We start from the raw sequence: 19,016 nt of genomic DNA, 5'->3' as shown, positions 1-19,016 counted from the left end.
CACCCACTCCCGCGAAACCCTGGCCTCGCGCGTCAGCGGCGGACCAGCATCGCGTGCGTGACGTTCGGCGAGCCGACCATCTCGGACACCCGGTAGCCGTCGATACCGTCACTCAGATTGTCGAGCAGCCGCTCCCCGCGCCCGATGAGCATCGGCGCGATCACCAGGTGGAGCTCGTCAACCAGCCCGGCGCGCAGATACTCCTGGATGACGGCCGCGCCGCCGCCGATCCGGACGTCTTTGCCGCCCGCGGCGTCGAACGCGTGCTGGAGCACCGTCTCCACTGGCTCGTCGGTGAAGTGGAAGGTCGTTCCGCCGGCCATCTCCAGCGTGGGGCGCGGATGGTGGGTGTGCACGAAAACGTCGTGGTGGTAGGGCGGGTTGTCGCCCCACCAGCCCTTCCAGGACTCGTCCTCCCACGGCCCGCGCTGCGGACCGAACATGTTCCGCCCCATGATCGTGGCGCCGATGTTCTGCTCGCCGCGGGCGAAGTAGTCGACATCGATTCCGGTCTTCCCCGCGGCAAGGTCTTCCGCCGCCGAGACGAACCAGCTGTGCAGGTCGTCACCCCAGCCGACGCCGTCGCCGAACGGGGCGTCCAGTCGCTGGTTTTGGCCGGCCGCGAAGCCGTCGAGGGAGATCGTGACGTTGTGTACGCGGACCTTGGGCATGGCCTTCGCCTCTCGTATCGGTGTTGTTCTCTCACCTCTACGTCGTACAGAGCCGGCCTGGATCGACATCCCCGCCCACATTCCTTCGGCGGGCCTGCTGCTGCCCGGCACCGCGCCCCCGCCGAGTGCGCGGCGCGGGCGGGGCGGAGCCGACGAGCAGCCGGCCCGCGCCGGCAGGCCATAGCTCCTCGCGGTCCGCACCGGTGCCTGCCCCCTCAGTACTGCTCGGTTTCCATGTACCCGGTGTCGTCGTCGGTGCCGAAGGCGCCCGCGGCAGCGGTGGGGTCGAATCCGGGCGGGCTGTCCTTGAAAGCCAGGCCCATGCCGGCCAGCTTCGCCTTGACCTCGTCGATGGACTTCGCGCCGAAGTTGCGGATGTCGAGCAGGTCGGCCTCGGAACGAGCCACGAGCTCACCCACGGAATGGATGCCCTCGCGCTTGAGGCAGTTGTACGACCGGACGGTGAGCTCGAGCTCCTCGATCGGCAGCGCGAGCTCGGCGGTCAGGGCGATGTCCGTCGGGGTCGGGCCCATGTCGATGCCCTCGGCGTCGATGTTGAGCTCGCGGGCCAGACCGAACAGCTCGACCAGCGTCTTGCCGGCCGACGCCATGGCGTCACGGGGACGCATGGCCTGCTTGGTGTCGACGTCGACGATCAGCTTGTCGAAGTCGGTGCGCTGCTCGACACGGGTCGCCTCGACCTTGTAGGTGACCTTGAGAACGGGCGAGTAGATCGAGTCGACCGGGATGCGCCCGATCTCCTGACCGACCTGCTTGTTCTGCACCGCGGAGACGTAGCCGCGACCGCGCTCGACGGTCAGCTCCATCTCCAGCTTGCCCTTGCCGTTGAGCGTGGCGAGGACCAGGTCGGGGTTGTGCACCTCGACACCGGCCGGGGGCGCGATGTCGGCGGCGGTGACCAGCCCCGGGCCCTGCTTGCGCAGGTACATCACGACCGGCTCGTCCTCCTCCGAGGAGACGACCAGCTGTTTGATGTTGAGGATCAGGTCGGTGACGTCCTCCTTGACGCCCGGCACGGTGGTGAACTCGTGCAGCACGCCGTCGATACGGATGGACGTGACCGCCGCACCCGGGATCGAGGACAGGAGGGTCCGGCGCAGGGAGTTGCCGAGGGTGTAGCCGAAGCCCGGCTCCAGCGGCTCGATCACGAACCGGGAGCGGAATTCGTCGACGACCTCTTCGGTGAGAGAGGGACGTTGAGCGATCAGCATGAGGGCGCCTCCAGTTTTCGGCACCCGATGTGGAATGCCGGTCCACCGAGCGGTAGCCCGATGTTGATGCTGCAAAGCTACGGTGTGACAGCCGAATATTTCCGTACCACCCGCCATGAGGTGAGGCGGGCGCGCGGAGAGCTTCGTTCGGGACACGTTCCCCAGCTGGCATCGGCGGCTCCACAGCCACCGCTGTGCAGATCAAGCTCCGTCCGGCGAAATCCCAGGTCACGGCCGCTCATCCATGGCTCAGGACGACTGCCTGGCCGCCCGCGGGGGCCATCGCGACGCTCGCGGCTCTCGGATTCACCACGCCACTTATCGACCTGGACGCCACCTTCGCTCTGTCGGCGGCCCGGGGCGCCTCCAAGCCGGCGAGCACCTGCTGGAGTCGGGCGGCCTGTATGTGGTCGACGACCTCCGGCCGCCGCCCAGCTCGCTCCCGGCCACCAGCAGCGCGTCGACAGGTTTCTCGTACACCTGCCCGATGTTCCCAACTTGCGGGCCACGCCCCCGAGATGGGCATCCGGACTGGGGCGCGGCGCCCGTCGGCAAAGGTCTATCGTGGGTGACATGTCCGCCCCTGAGCTGATCCGCATCGTCTCCCGTGACTCGCCCATGGCGCTTGCCCAGGTGGAGCGCGTGCGCACCGAACTGGCCGCGCTCCACCCCGGCATCCGCACCGAGGTCGTGCCGGTGAAGACGACCGGTGACAAGTGGATGGGCGACCTCGCCCAGGTGGAGGGGAAGGGCGCGTTCACCAAGGAAGTCGACGCCGCGCTGCTCGCCGGACAGGCGGACCTGGCGGTGCACTGCGTCAAGGACGTGCCCGCCGACCGGCCGCTGCCCGCCGGCACGGTCTTCGCCGCGTTCCTCAAACGCGACGACATCCGCGACGCCCTCATCCACCCCGACGGCCTCACCCTCGATCAACTCCCGGCCGGCACCCGCATCGGCACCTCCTCGGTGCGGCGCATCGCCCAGCTCGCCGCCTCCTATCCCCACCTGCGGTGCGTCCCCATGCGCGGCAACGCCAACCGACGCCTGGACAAACTCGCCGCCGGCGAAGCCGACGCCCTGCTGCTGGCCGTCTCCGGCCTGGAACGCATCGACCGCACCGATGTGATCACCGAGATCCTGTCGCCGGACACGATGGTCCCGCCGATCGGCGCCGGCGTCCTCGCGCTGCAATGCCGCGAAGGCGACACCGACCTGATCGACACCGTCAGCGGCCTCGGCGACCCCGACACCTACCGCGAGGCCACCGCGGAGCGCATGTTCCTCCACGTTCTCCAGGGCCACTGCAACAGCCCGATCGCCGGGTACGCGAAGGCCGAACGCAACGGCGACCTGTCCCTGCGCGCCTGCGTGTTCACCCCCGACGGCAAGACCGTCCTCAACGCCCACGAGTGGGCCGGACCCCTCGATCCGGCGACCCTCGGCACGTCCGTCGCGGTCACCCTGCTGCGCCAGGGGGCACGCAGCCTGATCGACTCGATCGCCCACTGAATCGGCGGAGTGATCCGGCCCTCGGGTGGAGGAAGTGCGGGCCGCCGGTCGCGGGCTTTTCGGCGCCCATGCTCGCCGCCATGTCGATGTCGGCCGAGGCGTACGGCGTGGTCGTTCACCGGGACACGGGGATGGTGCTCTGCGCCACCAGAGCGCGGTCCTCGAAGACGGAGCGCACGGCGGTGACGTACCGGTCGAACGTCGGCGTGCGCCGTCCGGTGTCCCGCATCGCGCGCGTCAGGTCCCTGTCCGGGAAGAACGACGCGCGCAGGGCGTGGGAGATCTCCAGTTGGACGCCGACGCCGCTCGTGGTGCGATTGGCGATGTTCGTCGGGTGGCTGCCGTTGATCTCCTGGGCCGCGTCGATGACCAGGAACCCGGCCCGTGTCAGGGCGGCGCGGATGCGGTCGGCGGTCGCGGTGTCGAGGCCGCCGAGGGACGTCTCGGGGACGCCTGCTGTGCCGGTGTAGCCGTGGAAGGACAGGCAGCGCAGCGAGGAGGCGACGATCGCTTGGCAGGTCGGTTCGTCGAAGCGGGTCGACGTCACGTGCAAGGACGTGTTGCCGGTGGACTTGATGCCGGCGAATTCGTAGTGCGCCATCAGGCCCGCGCCGACCGCGCGGGCGGTCTCCCCGGAACCCGCCTCGATGCCGCCGCCGTGGATGGCGATGCTGGACCAGGTCGCGCCGGTCACCGGCACCGAGCGGCGCATGTAGGACACGCCCTCGGTCTCGTGCGCGGCGAGGTCGGTGTACGAGGCGTACAGGTCGGCCACGCTGATACCCCCTTCAGGCTCTGGTCCGCTGTCCTGCCGCCCGTGAGCGACCGGTCGAAGTCGTCGTTCACGTCGCCCCGCACTGAGGCCACGGTCATGATCTCGTCCCCGACCCGGATTCCGAAATCCGCCTGCCACAGCCGCAGCGGGCCGTCCGTGAGAGGACCTTTCTGTTCTGCTGGTTCAGGTGTCCCGGCGCAGGGCGTCCGAGATCGACTTGGCGCCGCCGTGCGCGGTGAGACCGCCGTCGACCGGGATCTCGGCTCCGGTGACGAAGGACGAGTCGTCGGACAACAGGAACACCACGAGCGGGGTGACGTCGTCGACGGTTCCGGTGCGGCCGAGTGGTGTCTCGCGGAGGTTCGCCTCGCGGAACGCGGGCGCGGCAGAAGCGGTCATATCCGTTTCGATGAAGCCGGGATGGATGGCGTTCACGCGGATGCCGCGGGGCCCCAGTTCCATCGCGGCGGTCCTCGACAGGCCGCGCAGCGCCCACTTGCTGGCCGTGTACGCGACCGGGTAGTGGGCGGTCAGCGCCGCCGATGAACCGACGTTCACGATCGATGCCCCGGCGCGCATGAGCGGGAGCAGGTGCTGGATGCCGAGCAGCGGCCCGGTGACGTTGACCGCGTGGACGCGGGCCATGTCCTCGGCGCGTACGTCGTCGATGCGGGCCCGCCAGGTGATGCCCGCGTTGTTGACCAGGCCGTGCACCTGCCCGTACGACTCCCGTAGTTCGGCGGCGAGTTGGGCCCAGTCGCGTTCGCTGGTGACGTCGAGTCGGCGGCAGCCGGGTGTCTCGGTCACATCGGTGGCGACGACCTGGGCGCCCTCGCGGGTCAGGGCGTGGGCCTCCGCGGCGCCCTGGCCACCCGCTGCCCCGGTGACGACAACCACCTTGCCGAGGAGCCGCTTGGGGTGCAGGCCGGAGGTCACGGCCGCTCCCGCGAGCGGCGCCGGGCGGCCGGGACCGGCACCGGCTCAGGTCCGGCGACCACGGTGTTGGAGACGGAGCCGACGCCTTCCACGGTGAGCGTGACCGTGTCGCCGGGTTTCAGCGGCGGCGGGTCCTGTCGGCCACGTACGCCCCAGAGCTCGGCGAGGCAGCCACCGTTGCCGCAGGTCCCGGAACCGAGGATGTCACCGGGGCGGACGGTGGTCCCGCGCGAGGCGTACGCGACCATCTCCTCGAAGGTCCAACTCATGTTGGACAGCAGGTCCTTGCCGACGACCTCGCCGTTCACCGAGGCGGTGAGACCGAGCCGCAGGAAGCCGTCCCCGTCGCGGTACTTCTCCAGCTCGTCGGCGGTGACCAGGTACGGGCCCAGCGTGGTGGCGGTGTCCTTGCCCTTGCACGGTCCGAGGCCCACCTTCATCTCCGCCGACTGCAGGTCGCGGGCTGACCAGTCGTTGAAGACGGTGTAGCCGATGATGTGGTCGCGGGCCTGCTCGGGGGTGAGGTCACGGCCCTCACGGCCGATGACGGCGGCGACTTCGAGTTCGAAATCGAGCATGCTCGATCCCGGCGGCACGGGGATGTCGTCGTGCGGGCCGTGGACGGCGTAGGGGTTGGTGAAGTAGAACGTCGGGGCCGCGTACCACTGCTCCGGCACTCCGGCGGAGCCGTCCACGGACCGTCGTACGCCCTCGACGTGTTCCTCGAAGGTGACGAAGTCCCGCACGGTGGGCGGTTGGAGCGGCGGCAGCAGCCGCACCTCGGAGACGTGCGGCCCGGCCGGGATGTCCGGTGTCACGGAGCCTGCGTCGAGCAGTCCGGGCAGGCCGCCGCCCTCGGCGAGCAGGCCGGTCAGCGAGCGGACGCCGGGCAGGGGGAAAAGCGTGCCGTCCTCTTCGACGACGGCCACATGGTGTCGGTTCTGGTGCTCGTACGTGGCGAAACGCATGGGGGAGGGCTCCTGTCGGTCAGACCGGCGGGGCGATGAACACGCCGCGGTCGACGTCGTTGAACGACTCCTTGGCGATGAGTTCGTTCATCGGGTTGGCCGTGCCCCACTGGTCGGTGACCTCGGGCTTCGAGAAGTCGTAGACGTGCGGGTGCCAGGTGTCCTCGTCGAGGACCTCCAACTCCGTCGTGTACTCGACGGTGTTGCCGTGCGGGTCGAGGAAGTAGGTGAAGGTGTTGTCGCCCGCCATGTGCCGGCCCGGGCCCCAGACCTTCTGGAAGCCGGCCCGCATCACGCGGCCGGAGCCGCGCATGTACTCGTCCAGGCCGCGCATCTCGAAGGAGACGTGGTGCAGGGCGGTGTGCGGTCCCTGCGCGATGGCCATGGAGTGGTGCTGGTTGCTGATCCGCATGAAGTGCATGACCTCTCCCATGTGCGGTGAGGACAGCGTGTCGGAGAGCGCGAAGCCGAGGTGGCGCTCGTACCACTCCCGGGTCCGGTTCAGATCGGGGGAGTTGAGGACGACGTGGGACAGCTTGACCGGGATCGCCTCCTTCTCCTCGATCCTGCGGTGCTGGCGAACCTCGACGTCGGCCAGGACTTCGATGGTGCGGCCGTCGACGTCGAAGAAGCGGAAGCCGTAGCCGCCGCCGGGTGTGTCCGCCTTGCCCGGCTGGGAGATCAACTGGACGCCACTGGAGAGGAGTTGCTCGGCGAGCGTGTCCACGTCCGCCGCGCTCGCGGCCCCGTAGGAGACCAGGTCGAGGCGCTTCTCGTCGGCCTGCCGTAGCCGTACGACGTACTGCTCGGGCGAGCCCTCGGCGGCCAGGAAGGAGATGCCGGAGTCCTCGGCGACCTTGGTCAGGCCCCAGACTCCGGCGTAGAAGTCGAGCTGCTTGTCGTAGTCGGGCACGGCGAGGTCGACGTGCCGCAGGTGGGTGAGCAGACGCATGTCGGTCAGTCCTTCCGGAGGAGGGCGGCGGCGTTGCCGCCTCGTAGGGCGTGGAAGTCGGGGTCGGGCAGGTCCGCGGCACGCAGCGCGTCCAGCGGGTCTTCCCTGCCCATGTCGAAGGGGAAGTCGGAGCCGAGCAGGACCCGGTCCGGACCGGCGGCCCGGACCAACTCCCGCAGGACGTACGGGTCGTGGACGAGGGAGTCGAAGTACAGCCGCTTCAGGTAGCTGCTGGGCTCCCGTGCGCAGCCCCGGGCGTCGGGGCGGACCCGCCAGGCGTGGTCGGAGCGGCCGATGTGCGTGGGCAGATAGCCGCCGCCGTGCGCCGCGATCAGCTTCAGGCCCGGATGGCGGTCCAGGACGCCGGAGAAGATCAGGTGGGAGAGGGCGATCGCGTTCTCGGTGGGCTGGCCGACGGTGTTGGACAGGTACCACTGGTCAAGGCGTTCGTCGAGGGTGCAGCCGAAAGGGTGCAGGAAGACCAGGGCGCCGCTCTCCTGCGCGTGCGCCCAGAAGGGTGCGAGGCGCGGGTCGGAGAGCTCCACCTCCCGGGTCCCGCCCGGCCCCGGGGCGTGCGAGGAGATCTCCACGCCCCGCAGCCCCTGTTCCACTGCGTGATCGAGCAACTCGACCGCGAGGTGGGGATGTTGGAGCGGGATCAGGCCGAGGCCGTGCAGCCGGTCGGGGGCCTTGGCGCAGTGTGCGGCGGTTTCCTCGTTGGCCAACAGACACACCTGCTCTGCCAGTTGGGGATCGGCCCAGTAGTGGTAGTGCGACGGGGACGGGCTGACCAGCTGGATGTCCACGCCCTGCGCGTCCATGGCTGTCAGGCGCACACTGGCGTCCGTGAGCTTCGGTATGCGCGCGCCGACCATGGGGCCGTTCACGGTCAGGGCCGCCGGGCCGTTGCGGCGGGCGTCGAGGCCCTGGGCCGCGGTGAGGCCGGCCCGACCGGCGACGGCCTCCTCGACCTCCGGGAGCAGGAGATGGGCGTGGACGTCGATCGTCGGTATCGACAAGGGGGCGGACAGTTCGGTCACGGAAGTTCCTTCAGCGCGTTCATGGTGCGGCCCATCAGCCCGGGTACGTCCGCGTCGCGCACTCCGTCGAGCAGCCACTGGCCGAGCTGGACGGAGGCATCGACGACCATGCGTACGCGGGGCAGCCGTCGGTCGTGGTAGTCCGTGAAGAGCTGGTCGTCCCAGTCGTCCCGGCTGGTCAGCAGTTCGGCGAGGACGAGGACGTCCTCCAGGGACATCGCGGCGCCCTGGGCGAGGGTGGGCGGACAGGCGTGGGCGGCGTCGCCGACGAGCACGACCCGGCCGCGGTGCCACGGGCCCTCCACCAAGTGCCGGTCGAAGCAGGTGTAGTTGACGGCTTTCGGGTCGGTGAAGGCGGTGCGGATCTCCGTCCATGCGCCGCCGTAGCCCTCGCTGAGTGCCCGCATCTCGTCGGCGTACGTCGCCGGGCGCAGTGCATCGCGGTCGCGGGCCCGCTCGACGAGGTAGGCGTAGACCGTGTCCTCACCGGTCGGGCAGTACCCGGCGATGAAACAGCGGCCGCCGTAGACCATCTCGGTGCGGTGGACACCGGCGGGGCGCGGCGCGGGGGCCCGCCAGATGCCCATGCCGGTGGGCTCGGGTCTCTCGGTGATGCCGATCATCGCGCGGGTGGCGGAGTGCAGCCCGTCTGCGCCGACCACCAGGTCGTAGCGGCGGCTCGTGGCGTCCGAGAAGGTCACGTCCACGCCCTCGTCGTCCTGTCCGAGGGCGGTGGCCGTGGTGCCGAGGCGGATCTCGGCGCCCGAGGCGCGGACCCGGTCGATGAGGAGCTGCTGGAGCCGAGGCCGCTGCATGCCGATGTGCGAGGGCAGGTCGTCGCCGCCGGTGCGGAGTTCCTCGTGGGCGTGCAGCACGGTGCCGTCGGGGGCGAGAACGGCGACGCCCTCGGCGGCGTAACCGTCCTTCTCGATGCCTTCGAGGACCCCGACCTCGCGCAGTACGCGCAGGGCGTTGCCCTGAAGGGTGATGCCCGAGCCGGCGGCGGCCTTCCCGTCGGGGCTCGCCTCGACGACGTCGACGGCGATCCCCGCCCGGCGCAGCAGCACGGTCAGGGCGTTTCCGGAGGTGCCTGCGCCGACGACGAGGACGGTACGGGTGGCGGTACGTGTGAGGCTGTCGGCCATGTCGGGGATACCTCCCGGGTTGAGCCGCACGGCTTCGGGCGGCTGGGGATTGCAGGCCAGTAGGGGCAGGGGCTACTGGGGGTTGGGGCCACTGGGATTGCTCGCTACTTGACGGCGACCGGGTTGACCGGGGAGCCGACGGCTCCCGTGATCGGCAGTGGCGCGGCGGTGAGCCAGAACTCGTACACGCCGTCCTCCGCGCAGTCCTCGGCGAGGGCGTCCGGGTCCCACATCTCGCCGATGAGCAGGCCGATGTTGGGGATGGCGACCTGGTGCAGCGGCTGGAAGGCATGCTCGAACTCGTTCGGGCGCACCTCGAAGCCCCAGGTGTCGGTGGCGATCGCGGCGATCTCGGTGCGGTGCAGCCACCCGGCGGCGGTGAAGGACAGGCCCGGCGCGGGGCCGCCCGCGTAGTCGCCCCAGCCCTCGCGCCGGGCGCGGGTGAGCTGTCCGGTGCGTACGACGACGATGTCACCGCGCCCGACGCTCACCCCGTGCGCCTCGGCGGTCGCGGTCAGGTGCTCCTCGGTGATCGCGAAACCGTCGGGCAACTCGCCTTGAGTGCCGAGGACGTGGCCCACATCGAGCAGGACGCCGCGCCCGGCGACGTACGGTGCCATGTGCTCGATGCCGGTGACGAGGTCGCCGTCGGAGGTGACGACCCGCTCGGCCGCCCGTCCGTTCCACGCCCTGCCGTGGTCGAAGATGTGCCCGAGCCCGTCCCACTGCGTGGAGCACTGCAACGGCATCGCGATCACGTCGTCGGCGCCGCCGATGCCGTGCGGGAAGCCCTGGTTGCCGAGCGCCGCGTCGGCGCCGGTGTCGAGCATGGTGTGCACGGGGTTCGTCCGGCGCCGCCAGCCCTTCTGCGGGCCGTTCATGTCGAAGGACTGCGCTAGGGAGAAGCTGACGCCCCGGTGGACGAGTGCGGCTCCCTCGCGGCGCTTGTGCTCGTCGAGGAAGTTGAGGGTGCCGAGCACGTCGTCCTCACCCCAACGGCCCCAGTTCGAGTACGACTTGGCGGCCTCGGCGATCGCGCCCTCGGGGTCGAGCCGGTTCACGAGCCCTCCGCGACACACCGGTTGCGCTGGACCCCGAGACCGGTGACGGACCCCTCCATGACGTCGCCGCCCTGCAGCAGCCGCCCCCAGTGGATGCCGTTGCCCGCCGGGCTGCCGGTCAACACCAGGTCACCGGGCAGGAGTTGGGCGGACTGGGAGATGTACGACACCAGCCGGGCGACCCCGAAGAGCATGTCCTTGGTGGACTCGTCCTGCATGGTCTCGCCGTTCAGCTTCAGCGTGACCCGCAGATCGCCCGGGTCCGCGACGGCCTCGGCGGGTACCAGCCACGGGCCGAGCGGGGTGAAGCCGGGCGCGTTCTTGCTGCGCAGCCAGTCGGTGCCGATGGCCTTCATGTCCCGGCGGAAGACCGTCGCGCGGTCGGTGAGGTCGTTGGCGATGGTGTACCCGGCGATGTACTCCAGAGCTTCTTCGACGGAGACCCGGTAGGCCGGTTTGGCCATGACGGCCGCCAACTCCAGTTCCCAGTCCGGCTGTTCGACCCAGGAGGGGAGGACGATGTCGTCGTACGGGCCGGTGATGGTGCTGGGCAGTCCGATGAAGACGTACGGCAGGTCCTCGGCGGCCCGGCGGTCCATGATCGCGGCGACCTCGGCCCGGGCCTCCGCGACCGTGCGGGGGTCGTCGGGGGAGCGGTGGGCGACCTCCAGGTCGATCACGTGCTGCCGGTAGTTCGCGCCGGACTGGAAGATCTGGCGGGGCTCGAGCGGGGCGTGCACGCGCAGGTCCTCCAGCGGGCGCCAGTCGAGCGAGTCGTCGTTCGCGAGGATGCGCAGGACGGGGAGGCTCTCCTCCCATCGCTCGACCACGGCACGCAGGTCGGACGGTGCCCCGTCCAGGGCGCTGGTCAGGTCCAGCACCTGCTCCTTGGCCAGGAGACCCGGGAACGGCTTCCCGTCCTGAGCGGAGAACGTGCCGAGCGCGAACGGGCCGGCAGGTTGCGTGAGCGTTGCCATCAGATTTCCTCCTGCTGGGTTGCGGTCTACTCTGACCTCGAACGGCCAATCACGGAAATCAATCCTGTGGATGCGCCGAATCCATGACGTGGATAGTTCTTGGCTGACACAGGCGGTGCCCGGTGAACCTGACCCGACTCGACCTCAATCTGGTGGTCGCCCTGCGCGCGCTGCTGGAGGAGCGCAACGTCACCCGGGCCGGCGAGCGCATCGGCCTGAGCCAGCCCGCGATGAGCGCGGCGCTGTCCCGGCTGCGCCGCCATTTCGACGACGAATTGCTCGCCCGGACCGGCAACGCCTACGAACTGACCCCGCTCGGCGTGGCGTTGCGGGACCGCAGCGCCACCGCATGCGATCTGCTGGAGCGCGTCTTCGCCAGCCAGGCCGACTTCGACCCGGCCGCCGAGACCCGCGAGTTCACCCTGCTCGCCTCCGACTACGGCGCGGCCGTGTTCGGCGCCGAGCTGTCCCGCGCCCTGCACCAGGAGGCACCCGGGATCCGGCTCACCTTCCAGCACCCGGCACCCTCCGTGGTGGAGAACACGGCCACCGTGCTGAGCACTGTCGACGGACTGCTGATGCCGCACGGCGTGATCGACGGCCTCCCCGCCGTCGACCTCTACCAGGACCGCTGGCTGTGCCTGGTCGCCGACGACAACCCCGAGGTCGGCGACGCACTCACCCTCGACCAGCTGGCCCGTCTGCCGTGGGCCGTCTACCAGCGCACCTACGACGCCCCGGCCGCCCGGCAGCTCAGCATGATCGGCATCAGCCCCCGGGTGGAGGTCTCCGTGCAGACCTTCCAGCTGTTGCCGCACATGGTCGAGGGCACCCGCCGGGTCGCGATGATCCAGGAGCGGCTGGCCCGCAGAGCGGTCCGCTCCGCCGCGGTCCGGGCGCTGCCCTGTCCCTTCGAGGCGGTACCAGTACGGGAGGCGATGTGGTGGCACCCGGTGCACGCCCAGGACGCGGCCCACATCTGGCTGCGGGAGAAGGCGGCGGAGGTGGGAACCGCGCTGATGGGCGACGGCTCGGAGGATGCCGCTACCCCCGGGCAGGGGGCGGTACGCCTCTGACGTCGATGCCGTGCCTACGGGATTGCGTGGGGTGGGGAGTGCGCGGGGACTGGCTTATGGGCCTCCGGCTGAAGGCTGCCACGTCCTCAGGACGAAGGCTCCGGCAGCGGCCCGGGATCGACAGCGCCCGCGCGGCGGCGGACGGCCAGCAGCCCCGCCGCGACGAGGGCGGCGGCCAGCCCCAGGACGCCCACCGCACCCGCGAGGCTGCCGACCGCCGACTCCCCGGCGAGCAGCACCAGCGGGCACACGAACTCACCGCCGAAGAACGCCGCCGTCCACAGCCCCGTACCGCGGCCGCGGTCCTCGAAGGCCAGGCGGGACATGGCACTGGTGAGGAGGGCGGGCAACAGCATCCCCGTGCCCAGGCAGTTGATCACCGCTCCCACAACCAGCAGCGGGACGTTGTCCGCGAGGAACACCACCGCGAAACCGGCGGCGCAGAGGGCGAGGACGGCGGGCAGCATCGGGTCCGGTGAGCGCTTCAACCGGGCGAAGGCGACCGCACCGCCCACGGTGGCGGCACTCGCCACGGCGGTGGCCAGACCGATCACCCCGGAGTTCTCCACCCCGAGGTCGTCGAGCAGGTACGACATCTCCACCGGGACGGTGTAGAAGACCATCGCCCCGAAGAAGGTGAGGGCGCAGATGCCCGCCAACTGCCGCCAGGGGAACGGGCGTCGGGTTCCCGATGCCGCATCGGGGACGGCCGCGCGGGCCGCCGGGGCGGGCAGCGCGGAGGCCATCAGCGGGGCGAGCGCCAGGCTCACCGCGTAGATCCAGAAGGGCACGCGCCAGCCCGCCGCGCCGACCGCACCGCCGATGACGAAGAAGACGGTCGCCGACGCGGAGGCGCACATGGTCTGCAGGGCCAGGTACTTCACCCGCTGCTGACCCGTGTAGTAATCGCCGATCAGCGTGGTGCAGCACGTCATGATCGCCGCCTCGGCGACCCCGACCAGGGCACGTCCGGCGATGATGGCCCCCAGCGAGTCCAGCCAGAGCGGGGCTGTCCCGAACACGGCGTACAGGAGAGTCGCCACGACCAGCAGGCGCTTGCGGCCCACCCGGTCCACGATCACCCCGGCGAACGGGGCCAGCAGCGCCAGGGACAGCGCCGGAACGGTCAGCGCGAGAGGTACCAGAGCCTTGGCGCCGGGGACCGACTCGAAGTGGTCCTGCATCTTCGGCAGCACGGGGGCGATCAGCACCGCCCCCAGGATCGGCAGACAGCTGCCCGCCATCAACAGGGTCACGCGCACCAGATGGGCCGGGCCCGAGACGGACACGGGTGACGGAGCGGGGTCGTCGACCGCCGGGGCAGGCGGCGGCGGAACGGAACGGGGCATGGCGACTCCAGGGACGGTGTACGGGAGCGGGCATGCCTTTCACGGGCGCCTGCGGCGCACGGCATGCTGAGCTGAGGACGGTTTCGCACCCCGGCGGCTGGTCCGGACAGCGGCGTGCGGGTAGCGACGACTATGGGTCGTCCGGCGCCCGGTCGCCATCCTCCGCGCCATCCGAATCCCGTATCCAGCGCATCCAGGCGGTGGATGGGCGCCACCCGCGCACTTGGGCAGCCCCTTGGGCACGCCCGCGCTCTCAGGCAGCCCCGGGCACGCCGCGGAACGGACACGCCGTCTCTTGTCGCGGTGGACCCGCTTCCGCAGGGTGCCGAGCGGCGGCGCCCCCGGCGATCACGGGCCATATTTCGCGTGCCCTGCGTGAGCCCCGCGCCCTACGATCACCCGGAACAGCTGCTGGAGGGGGCGGGAATGCTTGAGAACAGTGAACACGGGACAGCAGCAGCGATGCGGCTCGCGGGAGGTGCGCCGCTTCGGGGCACACTTGATGTCGCCGACCCCAGTGACTGGCTCGCGCTGGATGAAGGAGTGCGCAGGGCGGCCTGGTATCGCGCGCGCTTCCTTCCGGAGTGGGAACACTTCGCTCCGCTGTCCGCCGACCTGACTCAGCTCGGCGAGTCCCGGCTCGCGCTCGCCCTCTGCCACCGGGACGGGCGTGTCCGTCAGAAGGCGGTGCGCCAGTCGGCCCGATACCCGGACCTGCTGCCGTTGATCGTGATCCGCTGCGCCGACTGGGCCGACCCAGTGCGCGAGCGCGCTCGGCAGCTGCTGCGCGAGGCTCTCGATGTGGACTCGGCCCTCGATCTTGCGCCGCTCATCCTCCGCGTCGGCCGCCGCGGCAGAGGTGACTTCGGCGTCGACGTACTCGGTCAGGTCCTGCGCCGGGCATCCCACGGGCAGCTCGGGGCTCTCTTCGCCGACCCCGACCGCACGGCCCGGCGCTTCGCGTACCGACTGGCAGTCGAGGGCCGACTGCTCCGTCCCGCTGAGCTGGCCCGCGTGGCCGCCCGGGACGAGGACACCGTGGTCCAGGACCTGTGTGCCACAGCGGCGCTTGCGGCTCTGGGGGAGGAGGAGGCATACGAGGATGTGCTGCTTCCGCTGCTGTCGGCGCGCAACCCGCGCACCCGTTCGGCCGGCGTCACTGCGCTGCGGCGGGCGGGGCGGTCAGAACAGGCGGAGTCGTTTCTCAGCGACCGGTCCGCCCTGGTGCGTGCTTGCGCCCGCTATGTCGTACGACAGCACGGAGGTGATCCGGCGGCCTGGTACCGGGAGCGGTGCACGGCCCCGGAGGACCTCGATGTGCCGCCCGGTGCGGTCATCGGGCTGGCCGAGTGCGGCAACCGCGCGGACGCCGGCCTGCTGTGGCCTCTGCTCGCGCACCCGGTGGCCGCAGTGCGGGCGCGGGCGGTGGCAGGGCTGCGGGCACTGGACTGCGCGGATGCGAAGCGGTTGTGGCCGCTCCTCGGCGACCCTGCCGCCGGTGTCGTCCGCGAGGCGGCCGTCGCCCTGCTCCCCTCGGCCGGGCAACTGCCCGTCGACTGGCTACTGGAGCGCACCGGCCCCGAGCTGCCACGGCACATCCGCGTCGGCGCATTCCGGCTGCTCGACGCGCGCGGCGGCATCGTCGCGCTACGAGCGGCGGTCGGTCTGCTGGAGGACCCGGATGACAAGCTGCGCACCTGGGCCGCGCAATCCGTGCAGCGCTGGCAACCGTCCGCGGACGTACGGCGCCACGAAGCGGAGGTGGGGGAACTGCTCGACCGGAGCCGGCACCTCTTCAGCGACGACGCGCTGCGCCGACGCAAGTGGGAGGCCGGGGCGTACAGCTGAGCATGCCTGCCCGCACGCGCCTGGCGGTATCGCCTGCGAGCCGGATCAACGAGCGGTTGTGACGTACTGGTCCGACGACAACTCGAACACCCGCACTCGCCGACCGCAGGTGGGATTGACGGTCTCACGGACCGGATGCATCCCCAGTTTGGTCATGATCCGTTCGGAGGCGTCGTTGCCCACTTGAGTGATGCTGACGATCCGCTCCAGCCCTCGCTCTTCGAACCCGAACCGTACGGCGGCCACAGCGGCCTCGGTGGCCAAGCCCTGCCCCCAGTGGGAACGTCCCAGCCGCCAGCCGACCTCAACGGCCGGCAGTACCTCCGGCAAGAAGTGGGGCACCGAAAGGCCGGTGAACCCGGCCAGCTCGCCGGTGGACCGGATCTCCACGGCGAACAGGCCGAAGCCCTGTGACTCCCACTCGCTCTCCCATGCCTGGATCCCGTCGCGAGTCTGCCGTTCGTCACGGACGCCGCCGTCACGGATCCACCGCATGACCTCGGGGTCGCCATTGACGGCAGCCATGGGCGCAATGTCTTCCTCGCGCCAGCGACGCAGGATCAATCGGGGAGTCTCAAGTGTGACCATCCAATGATTCTGGATCACGGAGAAGGGTGGGTCCCACTCCGGCCGCATTGAACTCAGGTGTGCTGGCGTTCGGCCCGTTGCTGGATCAGTTCCTCGACCGCCGTGGGCAAGGTGGTTTCGAAGTCGATGAGTTTCGCCCAGGTCGGGGTGATGACGATCCGGACCATGCCGTCGTAGAGCGAGCGGACCTCGGCCTCCCACGCGATGCGCTGCTCGGCTGTCATCTCGTAGCTGCCGTTCATCTGGAGGTACTCGTCCGGGATGCCGTCGACGACGTCCAAGTCGGCCCGGCCGCGGATGAGCAGGATCTTCGGCGGGTGGACCTCGGTGTCGATGGTGAGGGCAACCATCGGATTCTCGCGCAGTGCGGGCAGTTTCGGGGCGTTCTTCGTGGTGCACAGGACGATCTCCGAGCCGTTCCAGGTGAACGCGATCGGGATGCTGCGCGGTGTGCCGTCCTTGGCGACGTAGGCCAGGCGGGTCAGGTCGCGGGCCAGCAGCTCCTGGCTGAGCGGGCGGTTCAGGATCTCGGTGATCGCGGTCGGTTCCATGGTGATCGCTCCTTCGTCGGCGTCGTCGAGCGCTCTGCCGTGGCCGCTCGTGTCCCTGGGACGGAGCCGGCCGGACGTTCTCGACATCCGGCGCGTACGCATTCCCAAGCAAGCCCCGAGGGCTTCGCAGTCTGTCGGCCGCTACCCATGACGTGCGCAATCGGCCGCATGACGATCACCGCGGGCGCGCCGCCTCCCCACAACACGCCCGCCGACCTCGCGCTGGGGTTCCTGACGGGCGGTGTGATCGGGGTGTCGCTGACCGCCTTCATCAGCGGCTGCGTCATCGAGAAGACGTCGCTGATCGTCATGGGGCTGGTTCTGCCCGCGGTCTACGGGCTGGTCTCCTTCCTCTGCACCCTGCCGCGTCGTGCCCGGGAGGCGGCCGTCGTACCGCGCACGGCGCTCTCGGTGATCGAGAGCCTGGAGGCCGTCGGGGGGAGACCAGTGACGTACCGCTGCGGTTCGAGCTGACCGTCGCGCCGGACGACGCGCCCGCGGATCGGCAGGAGGAGAGCGCATGGGATGGGGCGAGGTTCTGCTGCTGTGGTGTGCGGCGTGGGGTGCGGTCGCGCTGGTCGGGTACGGCATGTTGCTGGCCGGGGTGACCAAGGCGCAGCGGACGGTCCGGCTCACGGGGCGGATCGGGCGGGTGCGGGAGCCCCCGCACGGCGGGGTGGCGGGAGTGGCGTTCCTCTGAGGCCGAGGCGATGAGGCGTTGACGTATTCCCATATAGGCATATGATGGCGCCATGGCACGAGCGGCGACGACCTCGGACGCGTTCAACGCGATCGCCGAACCGCAGCGGCGGGAGATCCTGGTGCTGCTGCGGGGCGGTGAGCGGCCGGTGACCGAACTGGCCCGGGACCTGGGGATGACCCAGCCGCAGGCGTCCAAGCACCTGCGGGTCCTCCGGGAGGTCGGGCTGGTCCGGGTCCGCGGGGCGGGCAAGCAGCGGTTGTACGGCCTGGACGCCGACGGGCTGCGGCCGGTCCACGAGTGGGTGGGCGGCTTCGAGCGGTTCTGGAGCGAGAGCTTCGACCGGCTGGACGAGTACGTGCAGGAGTTGAAGCAGGCAAGGCAGGAGGGACCACATGATGGCGACGACCAGTAGCGGCGGCGAGGCTGCGCACGCGACCGCGGACCGCGAGGTCCTGATCTCCCGGGTGATCGGCGCCCCGCGGGAGCTGGTGTTCGAGGCGTTCACGCGAGTCCGGCACCTGTCGCGGTGGTGGGGACCAGAGGGCTTCACGACCACCACGCGGTCCTTCGAGTTCCGCGTCGGCGGGGTGTGGGACTTCGTGATGCACGGACCGGACGGGACCGACTACCAGGAGTGGATCATCTGGCGGGAGATCGTCCCGCCGGAGCGGATCGCCCTGCTGCACGGCGAGTCCGGCGACGACCCCGACGCCTTCGAGTCGGTCCTGACCTTCGAGCCCGCCGGCGAGCAGACCCGGATCGTGATGCGCACGGTGTTCCCCACCAAGGAACTCCGCGACGAGGCGGTGGAGAAGTACCACGCGATCGAGGGCGGCGAACAGACGCTGCGCAACCTCGCGGCCTACGTCATGGAGGTCGCCCGGGAGCGGTCCACGGGCCGCGGGCCGGCGACCGCCGGCGAGACCACGACTGAGCAGGAGACCGGGCAGGAAGGGACGGTGCGCTGATGGCCGGGAAAGTGTTCTTCAGCGTGACGATGTCACTGGACGGCTTCATCGCGCCCGAGGATGTGCCCGTCGAGTACGTCTTCTCGCCGGAAGGTCAGAACGACCCGAGGGCCCGGCGCTGGATGACGAAGTGGTCGGAGCTTCAGGCGTGGCTGTTCCCGCAGCGGTGGTTCCGGGAGAACCTCAAGCTCGGCGAGGGCGGCGAGGAAGGACTCGACAACGACATCGCACGGGCGACGTACGAGCGCACCGGCGCGAGCGTCATGGGCAAGCGCATGTTCGACGGCGGCGAGCTGGCGTGGCCGCAGGAGGCGCCGTTCCATACACCGGTGTTCGTCGTCACCCACACCAAGCGTGACCCGTGGGAGCGGCCGGGCGGCACCACCTTCCACTTTGTCAACGACGGCGTCGAGAGCGCGCTGCTCCAGGCCCGCGAGGCCGCCGGCGACCGCGACGTGCGCATCGCCGGTGGCGCCGAGACCATCCAGGAGTACCTGGACAGCGGCTTGATCGACGAGTTCTCGATCACCCTCGCGCCCGTGCTGTTCGGCACCGGCATCCGCCTGTTCGACCGCGTGGACCTCGACCGACTCGCGCTGGACCAGGCCCGCTCGGACGCATCGTCCCGGGTGACCCACCTGACCTACACCGTCGGAAAGCGGTAGCC

19 protein-coding genes and 2 pseudogenes are annotated in these 19,016 nt (G+C 70.4%); 8 read left to right on the top strand and 13 right to left on the bottom strand.

Annotated elements, in window-relative coordinates; all coding sequences use genetic code 11:
* Nucleotides 1-32: 32 nt before the first annotated feature.
* Entirely contained in the window at nt 33-671 is a 639-nt protein-coding gene (locus AB5J56_RS05960; protein ID WP_369230764.1) for a dihydrofolate reductase family protein, read from the bottom strand.
* A gap of 215 nt (nt 672-886) precedes the next feature.
* Nucleotides 887-1,903, bottom strand: a complete 1,017-nt coding sequence (locus AB5J56_RS05955) for a DNA-directed RNA polymerase subunit alpha (RefSeq protein WP_369230762.1) — start codon at nt 1,901-1,903, stop codon at nt 887-889.
* Between the two features lie 573 nt (nt 1,904-2,476).
* Here AB5J56_RS05955 and hemC point away from each other — a divergent pair.
* On the top strand, nt 2,477-3,412 hold the full coding sequence (gene hemC, locus AB5J56_RS05950; protein ID WP_369230760.1) for a hydroxymethylbilane synthase: 936 nt from the start codon (nt 2,477-2,479) through the stop codon (nt 3,410-3,412).
* Nucleotides 3,413-3,527: 115 nt separating this feature from the next.
* On the opposite strand, the gene AB5J56_RS05945 is transcribed toward hemC, so the two are convergent.
* The 8 genes from AB5J56_RS05945 to AB5J56_RS05910 form a co-directional block, all read right to left on the bottom strand.
* The gene (locus tag AB5J56_RS05945; protein ID WP_369230758.1) at nt 3,528-4,187 is read right to left on the bottom strand and encodes a poly-gamma-glutamate hydrolase family protein; all 660 of its coding nucleotides are present in this window, start codon (nt 4,185-4,187) and stop codon (nt 3,528-3,530) included.
* A gap of 183 nt (nt 4,188-4,370) precedes the next feature.
* Nucleotides 4,371-5,123, bottom strand: a complete 753-nt coding sequence (locus AB5J56_RS05940; RefSeq protein WP_369230757.1) for an SDR family NAD(P)-dependent oxidoreductase — start codon at nt 5,121-5,123, stop codon at nt 4,371-4,373.
* Entirely contained in the window at nt 5,120-6,091 is a 972-nt protein-coding gene (locus AB5J56_RS05935) for a fumarylacetoacetate hydrolase family protein (RefSeq protein ID WP_369230755.1), read from the bottom strand. The genes AB5J56_RS05940 and AB5J56_RS05935 overlap by 4 nt, the downstream gene beginning before the upstream one ends.
* A 19-nt stretch (nt 6,092-6,110) precedes the next feature.
* Nucleotides 6,111-7,043 (bottom strand): VOC family protein, encoded by a 933-nt coding sequence (locus AB5J56_RS05930; RefSeq protein WP_369230754.1) that lies wholly within the window; start codon nt 7,041-7,043, stop codon nt 6,111-6,113.
* Between the two features lie 5 nt (nt 7,044-7,048).
* The gene (locus AB5J56_RS05925; protein WP_369230752.1) at nt 7,049-8,083 is read right to left on the bottom strand and encodes an amidohydrolase family protein; all 1,035 of its coding nucleotides are present in this window, start codon (nt 8,081-8,083) and stop codon (nt 7,049-7,051) included.
* On the bottom strand, nt 8,080-9,228 hold the full coding sequence (locus AB5J56_RS05920; RefSeq protein WP_369230751.1) for an FAD-dependent oxidoreductase: 1,149 nt from the start codon (nt 9,226-9,228) through the stop codon (nt 8,080-8,082). Before AB5J56_RS05920 ends, AB5J56_RS05925 begins: the two co-directional genes overlap by 4 nt.
* Before the next feature lie 104 nt (nt 9,229-9,332).
* Complete coding sequence (locus AB5J56_RS05915; protein ID WP_369230749.1) at nt 9,333-10,289, bottom strand: cyclase family protein; 957 nt, start codon at nt 10,287-10,289, stop codon at nt 9,333-9,335.
* The gene (locus AB5J56_RS05910; protein ID WP_369230747.1) at nt 10,286-11,266 is read right to left on the bottom strand and encodes a fumarylacetoacetate hydrolase family protein; all 981 of its coding nucleotides are present in this window, start codon (nt 11,264-11,266) and stop codon (nt 10,286-10,288) included. Before AB5J56_RS05910 ends, AB5J56_RS05915 begins: the two co-directional genes overlap by 4 nt.
* 122 nt (nt 11,267-11,388) lie before the next feature.
* Between AB5J56_RS05910 and AB5J56_RS05905 the strand changes: the two genes are divergently transcribed.
* Complete coding sequence (locus AB5J56_RS05905; protein ID WP_369230745.1) at nt 11,389-12,342, top strand: LysR family transcriptional regulator; 954 nt, start codon at nt 11,389-11,391, stop codon at nt 12,340-12,342.
* An 86-nt stretch (nt 12,343-12,428) separates the two neighbouring features.
* On the opposite strand, the gene AB5J56_RS05900 is transcribed toward AB5J56_RS05905, so the two are convergent.
* Complete coding sequence (locus tag AB5J56_RS05900; RefSeq protein ID WP_369230744.1) at nt 12,429-13,691, bottom strand: MFS transporter; 1,263 nt, start codon at nt 13,689-13,691, stop codon at nt 12,429-12,431.
* 426 nt (nt 13,692-14,117) lie between these two features.
* Between AB5J56_RS05900 and AB5J56_RS05895 the strand changes: the two genes are divergently transcribed.
* Nucleotides 14,118-15,539: a hypothetical protein gene (locus AB5J56_RS05895; protein WP_369230742.1), complete on the top strand. Its 1,422-nt coding sequence runs from the start codon at nt 14,118-14,120 to the stop codon at nt 15,537-15,539.
* A gap of 45 nt (nt 15,540-15,584) precedes the next feature.
* On the opposite strand, the gene AB5J56_RS05890 is transcribed toward AB5J56_RS05895, so the two are convergent.
* Together AB5J56_RS05890 and AB5J56_RS05885 are read right to left on the bottom strand one after the other, a co-directional pair.
* A complete protein-coding gene (locus tag AB5J56_RS05890; RefSeq protein WP_369242373.1) occupies nt 15,585-16,127 on the bottom strand; it encodes a GNAT family N-acetyltransferase in 543 nt (180 codons plus the stop codon).
* A 53-nt stretch (nt 16,128-16,180) separates the two neighbouring features.
* Nucleotides 16,181-16,678 carry a pyridoxamine 5'-phosphate oxidase family protein gene (locus tag AB5J56_RS05885; protein ID WP_369230740.1) on the bottom strand — a complete coding sequence of 166 codons (498 nt, stop codon included), beginning with the start codon at nt 16,676-16,678 and terminating at the stop codon, nt 16,181-16,183.
* Nucleotides 16,679-16,846: 168 nt separating this feature from the next.
* On the opposite strand from AB5J56_RS05885, the pseudogene AB5J56_RS05880 reads away from it, so the two are divergent.
* The 5 genes and pseudogenes from AB5J56_RS05880 to AB5J56_RS05860 form a co-directional block, all read left to right on the top strand.
* Nucleotides 16,847-17,184: pseudogene (locus AB5J56_RS05880) on the top strand (hypothetical protein); the annotation flags it as partial.
* 14 nt (nt 17,185-17,198) lie between these two features.
* Nucleotides 17,199-17,354: pseudogene (locus AB5J56_RS05875) on the top strand (DUF3592 domain-containing protein); the annotation flags it as partial.
* A gap of 76 nt (nt 17,355-17,430) precedes the next feature.
* Nucleotides 17,431-17,793, top strand: coding sequence for an ArsR/SmtB family transcription factor (locus tag AB5J56_RS05870; RefSeq protein ID WP_369230738.1), 363 nt, complete (start codon nt 17,431-17,433; stop codon nt 17,791-17,793).
* Nucleotides 17,777-18,349 carry an SRPBCC family protein gene (locus tag AB5J56_RS05865; protein ID WP_369242371.1) on the top strand — a complete coding sequence of 191 codons (573 nt, stop codon included), beginning with the start codon at nt 17,777-17,779 and terminating at the stop codon, nt 18,347-18,349. Before AB5J56_RS05870 ends, AB5J56_RS05865 begins: the two co-directional genes overlap by 17 nt.
* On the top strand, nt 18,349-19,014 hold the full coding sequence (locus AB5J56_RS05860) for a dihydrofolate reductase family protein (protein WP_369230736.1): 666 nt from the start codon (nt 18,349-18,351) through the stop codon (nt 19,012-19,014). Before AB5J56_RS05865 ends, AB5J56_RS05860 begins: the two co-directional genes overlap by 1 nt.
* Nucleotides 19,015-19,016 lie beyond the last annotated feature (2 nt).

The sequence above is a fragment of the Streptomyces sp. R21 genome, assembly GCF_041051975.1.
Lineage (GTDB): Bacteria > Actinomycetota > Actinomycetes > Streptomycetales > Streptomycetaceae > Streptomyces.
This window is presented reverse-complemented; position numbering and strand designations above follow the sequence as displayed.